At 58.2% G+C, this 14,606-nt stretch carries 10 protein-coding genes; all 10 read left to right on the top strand.

Annotation, left to right across the window (positions count from 1 at the left end; genetic code table 11):
• The first annotated feature begins 172 nt into the window (after window positions 1-172).
• The 10 genes from NAV33_RS11540 (at window position 173) to NAV33_RS11585 (ending at window position 14,422) form a co-directional block, all read left to right on the top strand.
• Window positions 173-1,237, top strand: a complete 1,065-nt coding sequence (locus tag NAV33_RS11540) for a type IV pilus assembly protein PilM (protein WP_255980066.1) — start codon at window positions 173-175, stop codon at window positions 1,235-1,237.
• Window positions 1,237-1,809: a type 4a pilus biogenesis protein PilN gene (gene pilN / locus NAV33_RS11545; RefSeq protein WP_255980068.1), complete on the top strand. Its 573-nt coding sequence runs from the start codon at window positions 1,237-1,239 to the stop codon at window positions 1,807-1,809. Before NAV33_RS11540 ends, pilN begins: the two co-directional genes overlap by 1 nt.
• On the top strand, window positions 1,806-2,429 hold the full coding sequence (pilO, locus tag NAV33_RS11550; protein WP_255980070.1) for a type 4a pilus biogenesis protein PilO: 624 nt from the start codon (window positions 1,806-1,808) through the stop codon (window positions 2,427-2,429). Before pilN ends, pilO begins: the two co-directional genes overlap by 4 nt.
• Window positions 2,426-2,953 (top strand): type 4a pilus biogenesis lipoprotein PilP, encoded by a 528-nt coding sequence (gene pilP / locus NAV33_RS11555; protein WP_255980072.1) that lies wholly within the window; start codon window positions 2,426-2,428, stop codon window positions 2,951-2,953. The genes pilO and pilP overlap by 4 nt, the downstream gene beginning before the upstream one ends.
• Window positions 2,954-3,004: 51 nt before the next feature.
• Complete coding sequence (pilQ, locus tag NAV33_RS11560; protein WP_255980074.1) at window positions 3,005-5,080, top strand: type IV pilus secretin PilQ; 2,076 nt, start codon at window positions 3,005-3,007, stop codon at window positions 5,078-5,080.
• A 5-nt stretch (window positions 5,081-5,085) separates the two neighbouring features.
• The gene (aroK, locus tag NAV33_RS11565; RefSeq protein WP_255980076.1) at window positions 5,086-5,631 is read left to right on the top strand and encodes a shikimate kinase AroK; all 546 of its coding nucleotides are present in this window, start codon (window positions 5,086-5,088) and stop codon (window positions 5,629-5,631) included.
• A gap of 23 nt (window positions 5,632-5,654) precedes the next feature.
• Window positions 5,655-6,758 carry a 3-dehydroquinate synthase gene (aroB, locus tag NAV33_RS11570; protein WP_255980078.1) on the top strand — a complete coding sequence of 368 codons (1,104 nt, stop codon included), beginning with the start codon at window positions 5,655-5,657 and terminating at the stop codon, window positions 6,756-6,758.
• A gap of 4 nt (window positions 6,759-6,762) precedes the next feature.
• Entirely contained in the window at window positions 6,763-8,271 is a 1,509-nt protein-coding gene (locus NAV33_RS11575) for an SPOR domain-containing protein (RefSeq protein ID WP_255980081.1), read from the top strand.
• A 173-nt stretch (window positions 8,272-8,444) separates the two neighbouring features.
• Window positions 8,445-12,893, top strand: coding sequence for a glutamate synthase large subunit (gene gltB / locus NAV33_RS11580; protein WP_255980083.1), 4,449 nt, complete (start codon window positions 8,445-8,447; stop codon window positions 12,891-12,893).
• A gap of 110 nt (window positions 12,894-13,003) precedes the next feature.
• Window positions 13,004-14,422 (top strand): FAD-dependent oxidoreductase, encoded by a 1,419-nt coding sequence (locus NAV33_RS11585; RefSeq protein ID WP_255980085.1) that lies wholly within the window; start codon window positions 13,004-13,006, stop codon window positions 14,420-14,422.
• The last annotated feature ends 184 nt before the right edge of the window (window positions 14,423-14,606 follow it).

Raw genomic sequence — 14,606 nt, forward strand, 5'->3', positions numbered from 1 at the left:
AATCCAGGGTGGGGAATGAGGTGTAAGCCGCAGACGATGCCGAAAGGGAAAACCGGTCACATTATAAGCGGATTTTTTGCTGGGGAGCCATTTGCGCTTCTGTCAAGGCTGTTATCTAATGTGGATAAACATAATTAATCCGTAAGTAGCGGATAAAGATAGGAAATCGGCCGTGCTAGGGCTCTTCACGAAGAAAGCGAACACGCTGCTTGGGATCGACATCAGTTCGACATCCGTCAAGCTACTCGAATTAAGCCGCTCGGGCTCCCGTTATCGGGTTGAGTCTTATGCAGTCGAACCGCTTCCGCCAAATGCTGTGGTGGAAAAGAATATCGCCGAGTTGGAGGGCGTGGGTCAGGCGCTGACCCGGTTGCTGACCAAGGCTAAAACTGGGGTTAAGTCGGCCGCCGTAGCAGTTTCCGGCTCGGCAGTTATCACCAAAAGCATCGAGATGGAAGCAGGTCTGACCGACGACGACCTGGAAAACCAGCTGAAGATAGAAGCAGACCAGTACATTCCTTATCCGCTCGAAGAGGTTGCGATCGACTTCGAGGTGCAGGGGGCTGCAGCTCGTTCTCCCGGCCGTGTTGAGGTGCTGCTCGCAGCGTGTCGTAAGGAGAACGTGGAAATTCGTGAGGCGGCTCTCGCCTTGGCAGGACTGACCGCCAAGGTCGTAGACGTCGAAGCCTATGCGTTGGAGCGCTCCTACGGGCTGCTCGCGCCGCAGCTGGGTGCTGGTCACGATGAGCTTACCGTCGCGCTCGTGGATATCGGCGCCACCATGACCACGCTGAGCGTGTTGCACAATGGTCGCACCATTTATACGCGCGAACAGCTGTTTGGCGGACGGCAGCTTACCGAAGAAATTCAGCGTCGATACGGTCTGTCGATGGAGGAAGCTGGCCTGGCGAAAAAACAGGGTGGCCTTCCAGATGACTACGACAGCGAAGTGTTGCAACCGTTCAAGGAAGCAGTCGTTCAGCAGGTGTCACGCTCGCTGCAATTCTTCTTCGCAGCGGGGCAGTTCCATGATGTGGACTACATCCTTCTGGCAGGCGGAACTGCTTCGGTTCCCGGATTGGATCGGTTGATTCAGCAGAAAATCGGAACCCAGACTTTAGTCGCCAACCCGTTTGCCGATATGGCCTTAAGCAGCAAGGTCAACGCGGGCGCTCTCGCCAGCGATGCGCCGTCCCTGATGATTGCCTGCGGGTTGGCGTTGAGGAGTTTCGACTGATGGCCCAGATTAACCTTCTGCCCTGGCGTGAGCAGCTTCGCGAAGAGCGTAAGCAGCGCTTCCTGGTTTCCCTCGCAGGCGTTGCTCTCGTGGCGGTGGGCATGCTGTTTCTCGCGGATCAATATTTTACTCACGCCATCGAGCAGCAGAACGCGCGCAACGATTTCGTCCGCAAAGAGATTGCCGTACTGGATGCACGGATCGTGGAAATCAAAGAATTGCGAGAGCGTCGGCAGCAATTGCTTGAGCGGATGAAGATCATTCAGGACTTGCAGGGCAATCGGCCCATCATCGGTCGGGTATTCGATCAGCTGGTACGTACTCTGCCCGATGGCGTGTATTTCACCGGCTTGAAGATGACCGGCAAGAATATCGCCATTGTCGGTGGCGCGGAATCCAACAACCGGGTCTCTAACCTGATGCGCAACTTGGACGGCTCTGAATGGCTGGAAGCGCCAAATCTGAACGAAGTGAAGGCCGTCACCGCGGGCGCTGTCGAGCAGGAGAACGTCTTCCAGCTCACCGTACAGCAAACGCAGCCGGCAGCTGCTACCGAAGGAGATAAGCCATGAGTCTGGCGAGCTCCATGGAGAGCCTCCGCAGCGTCGATTTGTCCGATCTGGATATGAATAATCTTGGTTCCTGGCCTGCGGCGGTAAAGGTCATTGCCGCGATACTGCTGATGGTTCTGGTTCTCGGAGGTGGCTATTACTTCTACCTCAGTGATATGCAGGTCAGCCTTGAGCAGCAAAGGGCACAAGAAGAGACATTGAAGCAGCAGTTCTCCTCGAAGGCTTTCCAAGCTGCGAACCTCGAAGCCTACAAAGCTCAGATGGTCGAGATGGAGGCGTCGTTTGGTGCCTTGCTGCGCCAGTTGCCCAGCGACACTGAAGTGCCTGGTTTGCTTGAGGATATAACTCGTACCGGTTTAGGTAGCGGGCTTGAGTTCGAAGAAATCAAACTACTGCCGGAGGTGATCCAACAGTTTTATATCGAACTGCCGATACAAATTAAGGTTATCGGAAGCTACCACGACCTGGCGACTTTCGTCAGTGGAGTGTCGAGCCTGCCGCGGATCGTCACTTTGCATGACTTCGAAATTGCACCTGAAAGCAAGGATTCATCTTCTAAGTTGCGCATGAGTATCTTGGCCAAGACGTATCGCTATAACGACAAGGGGCTGCAGAAATGAATGGAGCCCGACTTATCGCGCTGGGCTTGGGCCTGGCTCTGCTGGCCGGGTGTGGTGGCAATGGCAACTTCGACGATTTGCGAGCATACATGGACGAGGTACGGGCCAAGCCCAAAGGCTCGATCGAGCCGCTGCCAGCGTTCCTGCCGTATGAGGCGTTCACTTACAGTGCTGCGTCCCTGCGACATCCGTTTCAGCCGCCAACGAAGATAGATCTGACGCAGCGGCAGAAAGGCTCGAAAGACATTCGGCCTGACGAAACGCGTATCAAGCAGTTCCTGGAAGAATTCAATATCGAAAATTTCGTCATGGTCGGCACGCTGACCAATGATGCCGGTAAATACGCCTTGATAAAAGGTGGCGACGGGGTTCACCGAGTCAAGGTCGGTGACTATCTGGGGCGCAATCACGGCCGTATCGTTGAAATCAGCGAAGCCGAGGTGGATGTGCTTGAAATCGTTCCTGACGGAGAGGGTGGGTGGCTTGAGCGCCCGCGTAGCCTGACCTTGAAAGAGCGCTCCTGAGTTGGGGCAAAAATGGAAAACCTATACCGGTCTGCACAACGGAAGCCTTTTATGAATACCACCCTCTCTCGTCTCGGCTTGTCCTTGCTGGCGGCGTTCATTTCGCCCGCTCTGCTAGCGGCGTCTCTGAATACCCTCGATGTTGCATCGTTACCAGGCGATCGTGTCGAGTTGAAGCTGGCTTTTGATGAGCCAGTGCCCACTCCGCGGGGTTACACGCTTGATCAGCCTGCACGCATTGCTCTTGATCTGCCGGGCGTGTCCAGCAATCTTGATATGAAAACCCGCGAGCTCGGTGTCGGCAATGCGCGGAGCGTGACGGTGGTGGAAGCTCAAGGGCGTACTCGTCTGATTGTCAATCTCACGTCCCTGGTTCCCTATTCGACTCGTGTAGACGGCAATAACCTATTCATCGTGCTTGGCGAAAGCGGCGCATCGTCAACTGCGGTCTCAGCTGCGCCGGTGGCGCCAGTGAGCAAGGCTGCTCCGATCGCCCAAGCAGCTGCGAGCAGGGCGATCAGCAATGTTGATTTCCGTCGAGGGGAAGACGGTGCTGGCAATGTGGTCATTACGCTGTCGGATCCTTCGATCAGTCCGAGTATCGAAGAGCAGGGCGGTAAGATTCGAGTTTCCTTCGCCGAGACTCAATTGCCTGAAGCGCTGCGTGTGAGACTTGATGTGCAGGACTTCGCTACCCCGGTCAAGTTTGTTGATTCGAGCAGCAAGGCTGACGGCGCGAGCATCGCAATCGAGCCCACCGGGCGGTACGACTATCTCGCCTACCAGACCGACGACAAGCTGACTATCAGTGTCAAGCCGCTTAGCGAAGCCGATGCCGAGAAACGCAAGACAGAGCATTTCACCTACTCCGGAGAGAAGCTATCGCTGAATTTCCAGGATATCGATGTACGCTCGGTTCTGCAGTTGATCGCCGATTTTACCGACCTCAACCTGGTCGCCAGCGATACGGTGCAGGGCAACATTACACTGCGTTTGCAGAATGTGCCTTGGGACCAGGCGCTGGATCTGGTGTTGAAAACCAAGGGGCTCGACAAGCGCCAGGTTGGCAATGTGCTGCTGGTAGCGCCAGCGGACGAGATTGCTGCCCGTGAGCGGCAAGAGCTTGAATCGCAGCGGCAGATTGCCGAGCTGGCGCCACTGCGGCGCGAGGTTGTGCAGGTCAACTACGCAAAAGCGGCCGATATTGCCCAATTGTTCCAGTCGGTGACGAGCACGGACGGCGCGAGCGAAGACCGTGGCTCGATCGCTGTCGATGATCGCACCAACAACATCATCGCTTATCAGACACAAGAACGTTTGGATGAGCTGAGGCGGATCGTCGCACAGCTGGATATTCCGGTGCGGCAAGTGATGATCGAGGCTCGGATCGTCGAAGCCAACGTTGATTATGACAAAAGCCTGGGGGTGCGTTGGGGTGGTTCGCAGGTTTTCGCCAATGGTCGCGGGCTTGTATATGGAAACGACGAGTCGGGTGATGAGAACGGTGACTCGGGCGAGGACAGCAACGGCAACGTTCCGTTTGTTGATCTGGGAGTGACGGGCGCTACCTCGGGTATCGGGATTGGCTATATAACCGATAACCTTATTCTCGACCTTGAGCTGTCGGCAATGGAGAAGTCCGGTAATGGCGAGGTTGTATCCCAGCCGAAGGTTATGACTGCTGACAAGGAAACGGCCAAAATTCTCAAGGGTTCCGAGATTCCGTACCAGGAAGCCAGCTCCAGCGGCGCCACCTCCACTACTTTTGTCGAGGCTGCGCTATCGCTTGAGGTTACACCTCAGATCACACCAGACAATCGCATCATCATGGAAGTGAAAGTCACTAAGGACGAGCCGGACTTTGCCAATGCGGTCAACGGAACCCCGAGCATTCGCAAGAACGAGGTAAATGCCAAGATTCTTGTTAATGACGGCGAAACCGTTGTAATCGGTGGCGTCTTCTCCAACACGCAGAGCAGATCGGTGGATAAGGTTCCTTTCTTGGGCGATCTACCTTATCTTGGGCGCATGTTCCGGCGAGACATCGTATCTGACGCGAAGTCTGAGCTCCTGATTTTCCTGACGCCGAGAATCCTCAATCACCAGGCTATTGCAGTGAATCGTTGATATCGGTGGAAAACGTCATTCTCGTGGGCCCGATGGGAGCAGGTAAAAGCACCATTGGGCGCCTGCTCGCCAAGGAGCTGCGCCTGCCGTTTCGGGATTCCGACAAGGAGATCGAGCAGCGCACGGGCGCCAGCATTCCATTGATATTCGATGTCGAAGGCGAGCAAGGTTTCCGCGAGCGAGAGCATGCCGCCATCAATGACATATGCCAGATGCGCGGCGTCGTCCTCGCAACTGGTGGTGGTGCTGTGCTCCGACAGGATAATCGTCGGGTATTACGGCACGGCGGGCGGGTAATCTATCTTTGTACATCGGTCGAGCAGCAGCTCGACCGAACCTCTCGGGACCGCAATCGGCCGCTTCTGCAGACACCCAATCCCCGCGAGATACTGGTTGGCTTGATGGCCGTGCGGGATCCCCTGTATCGCGAAATCGCGGATCTTATCGTCGAGACGGATGAACGTCCTCCGCGGTTGGTTGTGGTGGAAATCCTCGATCAGCTTCAATCCCTTGCACCTCGTGAAAGCCTGGGCCGATCTGCGCTATCCTAGCTCCCTTTAACCGTGGGGGCCCCATGCAGACTCTACAGGTCGATCTCGGCGAGCGTAGCTATCCGATCTTCATTGGCGAGCAGCTCATCAATCGCAGCGAGCTGTTATCCCGTCACATCCGTGGCAAGCAAATTGCCATAGTCACAAACGACACTGTCGCCCCGCTGTACCTTGAGCGCCTTTCGCACAGCCTTTCCGATTACGTCATTACTCCCGTCATCCTTCCAGACGGCGAGGCGCACAAGAATTGGCAGACATTACAGTCAATCTTTGACGCGCTGCTAACTGCCAGGCATGACCGTAACACTACGGTGATTGCGCTGGGCGGTGGGGTCATTGGCGATATGGCTGGTTTCGCTGCCGCGAGTTACCAGCGCGGCGTCGATTTTATCCAGGTGCCCACCACGCTTTTGTCGCAGGTCGATTCCTCGGTAGGTGGCAAAACAGGTATCAATCATCCGCTTGGCAAGAACATGATTGGCGCCTTCTATCAGCCGCAGGCAGTGTTGATCGATACCGCCACTCTTGTGACTTTACCGGCGCGTGAACTGTCGGCCGGTCTGGCCGAAGTGATCAAGTATGGTCTGATCTGTGATGAGCCTTTCCTCGGATGGCTCGAAGATAACGTCGACAAGCTTCGGGCGCTTGATCAGACAGCGCTCACCGAAGCAATTCGGCGGTCCTGTGCTGCAAAGGCTAAGGTGGTCGGTGCGGACGAGCGCGAGTCGGGCATCCGCGCGACGCTCAATCTGGGGCATACCTTCGGCCATGCGATCGAAACCCATCAGGGTTACGGTGTCTGGCTACACGGCGAGGCGGTATCGGCCGGCACAGTGATGGCGCTGGAAATGTCGCGACAGCTCGGTTGGATCTCTGAGGGTGAACGGGATCGTGCCGTGCGCTTGCTGTCGCGTGCCGGCCTGCCGGTAGTGCCGCCTGCCGACATGAATGCCGATGACTTTTTGCGACATATGGCTGTCGACAAGAAAGTCCTGAACGGCCAGCTGAGACTGGTGCTGCTCAGGCGATTAGGCGAGGCCGTGGTAACAGGCGACTTCCCTCGCGAAGTGTTGGAAGCCACATTGAACGTCAATTACGACGCGCTTATGCAACAGTCGAGAACCTAATTCCATGACCAGTTTGTCCGCCGACGATTCATTCCTGAACCACTACGGATTCAGTCATGATCCTTTCGCTACTCGCGTGCCTGGCTTCAAATTCTTTCCGGCCCAGCGCAAGCCGGTGCTGGGGCAGTTGCATCATCTTGCCCGCTACAGCCAATTGCTGTTGGTGGTGACTGGGCCTGAAGGCAGTGGAAAGACGCTGGTGCGTCAGGCGCTCGTTGCGAGCAGCAACAAACAATCGGTTCAGAGCGTGGTCATCTCGCCACAGGAGACCACCGATTCGAACATCGTCTTGCAACAGATCGCCCAGGCGTTGGGTAGCCCGAGCGCTGACTTCGACTCGATCATGGCGCAAATCATTCAATTGGCGCTGACCGGGCAGGAGGTATACCTGCTGGTCGATGATGCCGAGCGCCTTACAGGCGCTGCGGTAGAAACGCTGTTGCGATTGGCCCAGGGGAACCCGGAAGGACGGCCGCACGTCTTTCTGTTCGGTGAGCACTCGCTGGTGGCACGTCTGGAGGCGCTGGTCGAAGGGGAGGAGCGCTTCCATGTAATCGCGCTTCAGCCCTACGAAGAAGAAGAGACCCTGGAATATCTGATGCTGCGCCTAGAAGGAGCCGGAAGCAGCCTGGACTGTTTCAGCGAAGAGCAGATTGCGCGAATTCACGAGAACTCAGGCGGATGGCCGGGTGCGATAAATCAGGCGGCCCGGGACGAGCTCATCGATGCGATGCAACACTCAAAGGGCGCTCGCAAATCGGCTGGATGGAGTTGGCCGTTGCCGATGAAGCATCTTCTGGCTTTGGCTGCTGTCCTGTGTGTCGTCGTGATTGCGTTTCTAATGCGTGATGCGGGGGATCAGCCCGTACCTGCCACCACTAGTCTGCCGCTCGGCACGGGCTCTGCAGAGACCTCGCCGAAGGGCGAGGAGGCCGCGGGTGCTGGTGTATCTGTTGGTGATTCCACGCCTGGCGACACTCAGTCTCAGCCAGAACAACCCATTATTCGCGAGCCCCTCGCTGCCGCCGGCAACGCTGAACTAGATGAGTCGTCGGAATCGGCCCTGGAGGAGCCCGCAACGTCCGACGAGCAAGTCGCTCCGGCTCAGGATGCCGCGGGCTCCTCTGCAGTACAAAGCCCGCCTTCCGAACCTGCAGCTCCGGCCGAGGCTCCTCGCGAGCCAGAGCGACAAATCGTCGCAAAACCTGCCGCGGCCGGCGCGTCCGCGGCGGCATGGTATACCAGTCAGCCCGGCACCAATTATCTGGTTCAGGTATTGGGAACGCGTACCCGGAGCAATGCAGAAGCTTTGGTGAAACAGCACGGCAACAGCTATCGGTATTTCGTCAAACAGCATGAGGGCAAGCCGCTCTATGTGGTCACCCATGGCAACTTCGCCAACCGTAGTGCGGCACTTGAGGCCATCAAGGCACTACCGACTTCGTTGAAGGCAGGCAAGCCGTGGGCGCGGAGTTTCGCTAGCGTGCAGCAGGAAATCGTACAGGCTCGTTAATATACGCCCCAAAATAGTGCGTTACGCACCGTTTTGGGGCCTGCAAAAATAAAATTGTGTCGTTCTATCTGGCTTTGTAAACTGCTCCCCCTTTTGCCCACGTGTATGACGGGGCGGTTCTGTGCGCCGTCAATAAGGGGTTGATTTACAACGTTTTAGCTGGTGGAGTGCCTATGAGAGCAGGTCTGTTTCGTCCTGAAGAGTTCAAGGATAACTGCGGCTTCGGTCTGATCGCCCACATGCAGGGCGAGGCAAGCCATCACCTGCTTCAGACTGCTATTCAATCGCTCACCTGCATGACTCACCGAGGCGGCATCAACGCTGACGGTAAAACCGGCGATGGCTGCGGCCTGCTGATGCAAAAGCCCGACGCGTTTCTGCGCGCCATGGCCAAGCAGCATTTCGAAGTCGATCTGCCGGCGCTGTATGCCGTCGGCATGATCTTTCTCAGCCAGGACACGGCCAAGGCGGATGCAGCCCGGGCCAGCATCAACGAGCAGATTGCAGCCCAGGGGCTGACTCTGGTCGGCTGGCGCGAGGTTCCGATCGATACCACTGTGCTGGGGCGCCTCGCGCTGGAGCGCTTGCCGCGCATCGAGCAGGTGTTCGTCTCGGCTGAAGGCATGTCCGAGCGTGACTTCGGTATCAAGCTGTTCTTCGCTCGTCGGCGCGCTGAAGTGGCGCTGGCCGGCGACAAGGAATTCTATGTCTGCAGCCTCTCCGACAAGGACATCATCTATAAAGGCCTGATGATGCCGGCCGATTTGGCGCAGTTCTATCCCGATCTCGGCGACGAGCGTTTGGCGACTGCCATCTGCGTTTTCCATCAACGCTTCTCCACCAACACCATGCCGCAATGGCCGCTGGCGCAGCCGTTCCGCTTTCTCGCCCACAACGGTGAAATCAACACCATTACCGGCAACCGCAACTGGGCCCAGGCGCGCCGGCTGAAGTTCGCCAACGAACTGCTGCCGGACCTGGAAAGCCTCGATCCGCTGGTCAACCGCACCGGCTCCGACTCCTCGAGCATGGATAACATGTTGGAGCTGTTGGTCACCGGCGGCATGGATTTGTTCCGCGGCCTGCGCATGATCATTCCGCCAGCCTGGCAGAACGTCGAAACCATGGACCCGGATCTGCGAGCCTTCTACGAATTCAACTCCATGCATATGGAGCCTTGGGACGGTCCCGCTGGTGTAGTGTTGACCGACGGTCGCCATGCGATCTGCCTGCTCGACCGCAACGGGCTGCGCCCAGCGCGCTGGGTAACCACCACCAACGGCTACATCACGCTGGCTTCGGAAGTCGGCGTATGGGATTACAAGCCGGAAGACGTCATTGCCAAGGGCCGGGTCGGCCCGGGTCAGATCCTGGCAGTCGATACCGAAACAGGGCAGGTGCTGCATACTGATGACATCGACAACCGCCTGAAGTCTCAGCATCCGTACAAAACCTGGCTGCGCCAGAACGCACTGCGCATCCAGTCGACCCTGGACGATAACGACCACGGCTCGGCGTTCTACGACGCCGACCAACTCAAGCAATACATGAAGATGTTCCAGGTCACCTTCGAAGAGCGTGACCAGGTGTTGCGTCCGCTCGCCGAGCAGGGCCAGGAAGCGGTCGGCTCAATGGGTGACGACACGCCGATGGCCGTGCTGTCGCGTCGCGTACGTTCGCCGTTCGACTATTTCCGCCAGCAGTTCGCGCAGGTTACCAACCCGCCGATCGACCCGTTGCGTGAATCCATCGTGATGTCGCTGGAGACCTGCCTGGGTGCCGAGCGCAACGTCTTCGAGGAAACAGCAGACCATGCCAACCGTGCGATTCTGACCACCCCGGTAATCTCTCCGGCAAAGTGGCGGACCATCATGGAGCTCGACCGCCCGGGCTTCGAGCGGCAGATGATCGACCTCAACTACGATGAATCCATAGGTCTCGAAGCCGCGGTGCGCAACATCGCCGACCAAGCAGAGGAAGCGGTGCGCAGCGGCAAGGTCATGCTGGTTCTCAGTGACCGCCATATCGTGCCGGGCAAGTTGCCGGTGCATGCTTCTCTGGCCGTCGGTGCGGTGCATCACCGCCTGATCGAAACCGGCCTGCGCTGCGACTGCAACATCCTCGTTGAAACCGCTACTGCACGTGATCCGCATCACTTCGCCGTGCTGATCGGCTTCGGCGCGACGGCGGTTTACCCGTTCCTGGCCTTCGAAGTGCTCGGCGACCTGATCCGTACTGGCGAAGTGCTGGGTGACCTCTACGAGGTGTTCAAGCACTACCGCAAGGGCATCTCCAAGGGCCTGCTTAAGATCATCTCGAAGATGGGTATTTCGACCATCACCTCGTACCGTGGCGCCCAGCTGTTCGAAGCCGTGGGCCTGGCCGATGAGGTTGTCGATGTCAGCTTCCGTGGTGTTGCCAGCCGTATCAAGGGCGCGCGCTACGCTGACCTAGAAGCCGAACAGAAAGCGCTCGCGGCAGATGCCTGGAGCGCTCGCAAGCCGATCCAGCAGGGTGGCCTGTTGAAGTTCGTCTACGGCGGTGAGTATCACGCCTACAACCCCGACGTGGTGGCTGCACTGCAGGTCGCTGTGCAGCAGGGCGATTACAACCGCTTCAAGGAATACACCACGCTGGTCGATCAGCGTCCCGCAGCGATGCTGCGAGACTTGCTCAAGCTCAAGGTTTCGGATCAGCCGTTGGCACTCGAAGAGGTCGAGCCGCTCGAGCAGATCCTCAAGCGCTTCGATTCGGCAGGTATCTCGCTCGGTGCGCTGTCGCCGGAAGCTCATGAGGCCATTGCTGCTGCGATGAATCGCATCGGCGCGCGCTCCAACTCGGGTGAGGGTGGCGAAGATCCTGCGCGTTATCGCACCGAGCGCAGCTCGAAGATCAAGCAGGTCGCGACGGGTCGCTTCGGTGTCACCCCGGAATATCTGGTCAACGCCGAAGTGCTGCAGATCAAGGTTGCCCAGGGTGCGAAGCCCGGCGAAGGTGGCCAACTGCCCGGCGGCAAGGTCAACGGTTTGATCGCCAAGCTGCGCTACGCGGTGCCGGGCGTCACGCTGATTTCGCCGCCGCCGCACCATGACATCTATTCGATCGAAGACCTGGCCCAGCTGATCTTTGACCTCAAGCAGGTCAACCCGAAGGCGCTGGTGTCGGTCAAGCTGGTCGCTGAGCCTGGTGTCGGCACCATTGCCGCTGGCGTCGCCAAGGCCTACGCGGATTTGATCACCATTTCCGGCTATGACGGCGGTACGGGCGCTTCGCCGCTGACCTCCATCCGTTACGCCGGCTCGCCCTGGGAGCTTGGCCTGGCCGAGACCCATCAGACCCTGCGCGGCAACGACCTGCGTGGCAAGGTCCGTGTGCAAACCGACGGCGGCCTGAAGACCGGTCTGGACGTGGTCAAGGCCGCCATCCTCGGCGCGGAGAGCTTCGGCTTCGGTACTGCGCCGATGATCGCGCTGGGTTGTAAGTACCTGCGTATCTGCCATTTGAACAACTGCGCCACCGGTGTCGCCACGCAGAACGATCAGCTGCGCAAGGATCATTTCATCGGCACTGTCGACATGGTGGTCAACTTCTTCACATTCGTCGCTGAGGAAACGCGCGAGTGGCTAGCGAGGCTGGGCGTACGCAGCCTGCAGGACCTGATCGGCCGCACCGATCTTCTTGAGTTGCTACCGGGTGAAACCGCCAAGCAGAACCACCTCGACCTGGCCCCCTTGCTCGGCAGCGATCACATCTCTGCCGACAAGCCGCAGTTCTGTCAGGTGGAGAAGAATCCACCGTTCGACCAGGGCCTGCTGGCTGAGGAAATGGTCAAGCTCGCCCGCACGGCAATCGACGCCAAGAGTGGCGACGAATTCGAGCTGGATATCTGCAACTGTGACCGGTCCATCGGTGCGCGTGTTTCCGGTGAGATCGCTCAGGTGCACGGCAACCAGGGCATGAAGGATGCGCCCATCACTTTCCGCTTCAAGGGCACGGCAGGCCAAAGCTTCGGCGTTTGGAACGCCGGTGGTTTGCATCTCTATCTGGAAGGCGACGCCAACGACTACGTCGGCAAGGGCATGACCGGTGGCAAACTGGTCGTCACCCAGCCGAAGAACAGCGGGTTCGAATCGCAGAACTCGGCCATCATCGGCAATACCTGTCTGTATGGCGCAACCGGCGGCAAGTTGTTCGCTGCTGGTACCGCCGGTGAGCGTTTCGCCGTGCGTAACTCCGGGGCTCATGCAGTCGTTGAAGGAACCGGCGATCACTGCTGCGAATACATGACTGGCGGCTTCGTCTGCGTTCTCGGCAAGACCGGGTACAACTTTGGCTCTGGCATGACCGGTGGTTTCGCCTACGTACTCGACATGGATAACAGCTTCGTCGATCGCGTAAATAACGAACTGGTAAACCTGCAGCGCATCACGGGCGAGGCGATGGAAGCCCACCGTAGTCATCTGCAAGAGGTGTTGCGCGAGTATGTCGCCGAAACCGGCAGCGCATGGGGTACGAAGCTTCTCGAAAACCTTGACGACTACTTGCGTCGCTTCTGGCTAGTCAAGCCAAAGGCGGCGAACCTGGCATTGCTGTTGTCGAGCACTCGGGCGAACCCCCAATAAAAAGCAGATTCAGCGGCCAGCTTCAGGCATTGGCTTGAGGCTGGCCCCGCTCCGTGATTGTCATGCAGCTTGCGGCCTTAGGCTTGCGGCTGCCGCTAAGAGGTTTTGAAATGACTGAACGTCTGAATAACGACTTCCAGTTCATCGAGGTCGGGCGCAAGGATCCGAAGAAGAAGCTGCTGCGTCAGCGCAAGAAGGAATTCGTCGAGATCTACGAACCCTTCAAGCCGCAGAACGCCTGCGAGCAAGCCCATCGTTGTCTGGGCTGCGGTAACCCCTACTGCGAGTGGAAGTGCCCGGTTCACAACTACATTCCCAACTGGCTCAAGCTGGTCTCCGAGGGCAATATCCTCGCAGCCGCCGAACTGGCGCATCAGACCAACACCCTGCCCGAAGTCTGTGGACGCGTCTGCCCTCAGGATCGCCTGTGCGAAGGCGCCTGCACCCTGAACGACGGTTTTGGCGCGGTCACCATCGGCTCGGTGGAGAAGTACATCGCCGACACCGCCTTCGCCATGGGCTGGCGTCCCGACATGTCCAAGGTCAAGCCGACCGGCAAGAAGGTTGCCATCATTGGTGCCGGCCCGGCCGGCCTCGGTTGTGCCGACGTGCTGGTACGCAGCGGCGTCACGCCGGTTGTCTTCGACAAGAATCCTGAGATTGGAGGTCTGCTGACCTTCGGTATTCCTGAATTCAAGCTGGAAAAGAGCGTGCTTAGTCGTCGTCGCGAAATATTCGGCGGCATGGGCATTGAGTTCCGCCTGAATACCGAGATCGGCAAGGACATCAGCATCGATCAGCTGCTGGCCGAGTACGACGCAGTATTCATGGGTATGGGCACCTACACCTACATGAAAGGTGGCTTCCCCGGTGAAGATCTGCCAGGCGTGCACGATGCGCTGGACTTTCTGATTGCCAACGTCAACCGCAACCTCGGCTTCGAGAAGTCACCGGAAGACTTCGTCGATATGAAGGGCAAGAAGGTCGTGGTGCTGGGCGGCGGCGACACTGCGATGGACTGCAACCGCACCTCCATCCGCCAGGGTGCCAAAAGCGTTACCTGTGCCTATCGCCGTGACGCGGCGAACATGCCGGGCTCGCGCAAAGAAGTGAAGAATGCCAAGGAAGAGGGCGTGAAGTTCCTCTTCAACCGCCAACCCATCGCCATCGTAGGCGAAGGCAAGGTCGAAGGCGTCAAGGTCGTCGAGACCCGTCTCGGTGCGCCGGATGCCCGTGGCCGCCGAAGTCCCGAGCCGATTCCTGGTTCCGAGGAAGTGCTGCCCGCCGATGCCGTGGTGATCGCTTTCGGCTTCCGCCCGAGTCCGGCCGACTGGTTCGAAGGTCAGGGCATTCAGACTGATAACCAAGGCCGCGTAGTGGCCCCGGAAATGGGTGAGTTCAAGCATCAGACCAGCAATCCAAAGATCTTCGCGGGTGGCGATATGGTGCGCGGTTCCGATCTGGTGGTGACGGCGATTTTCGAAGGCCGTCAGGCCGCCGAAGGGATTCTGGACTACCTGGAAGTTTGATTCGTAGGTGGGCCCCCGCTTGTCCGACCCAACGAGCGGGGCAAGGTGGATGTTAAAAGCGACATCCACCCTACGCTTGCTTTACGGCACCAAGCCCGTCTGACCTGAATCAGGCCTATAGACAAAAGGCACGGCACTCGCCGTGCCTTTTGTTTTCCGCTTTGCGACAATGCCGCCACTTTTT

This window comes from Stutzerimonas stutzeri (genome assembly GCF_024448715.1).
GTDB lineage: Bacteria > Pseudomonadota > Gammaproteobacteria > Pseudomonadales > Pseudomonadaceae > Stutzerimonas > Stutzerimonas stutzeri_AR.

What these genes read in the sequence shown, in the direction of transcription:
- pilN (WP_255980068.1), top strand. Translation starts at nt 1,237, where the DNA reads ATGGCCCAGATTAACCTTCTGCCCTGGCGTGAGCAGCTTCGCGAAGAG.
- pilO (WP_255980070.1), top strand. Translation starts at nt 1,806, where the DNA reads ATGAGTCTGGCGAGCTCCATGGAGAGCCTCCGCAGCGTCGATTTGTCC.
- pilP (WP_255980072.1), top strand. Translation starts at nt 2,426, where the DNA reads ATGAATGGAGCCCGACTTATCGCGCTGGGCTTGGGCCTGGCTCTGCTG.
- pilQ (WP_255980074.1), top strand. Translation starts at nt 3,005, where the DNA reads ATGAATACCACCCTCTCTCGTCTCGGCTTGTCCTTGCTGGCGGCGTTC.
- aroB (WP_255980078.1), top strand. Translation starts at nt 5,655, where the DNA reads ATGCAGACTCTACAGGTCGATCTCGGCGAGCGTAGCTATCCGATCTTC.
- NAV33_RS11575 (WP_255980081.1), top strand. Translation starts at nt 6,763, where the DNA reads ATGACCAGTTTGTCCGCCGACGATTCATTCCTGAACCACTACGGATTC.
- gltB (WP_255980083.1), top strand. Translation starts at nt 8,445, where the DNA reads ATGAGAGCAGGTCTGTTTCGTCCTGAAGAGTTCAAGGATAACTGCGGC.
- NAV33_RS11585 (WP_255980085.1), top strand. Translation starts at nt 13,004, where the DNA reads ATGACTGAACGTCTGAATAACGACTTCCAGTTCATCGAGGTCGGGCGC.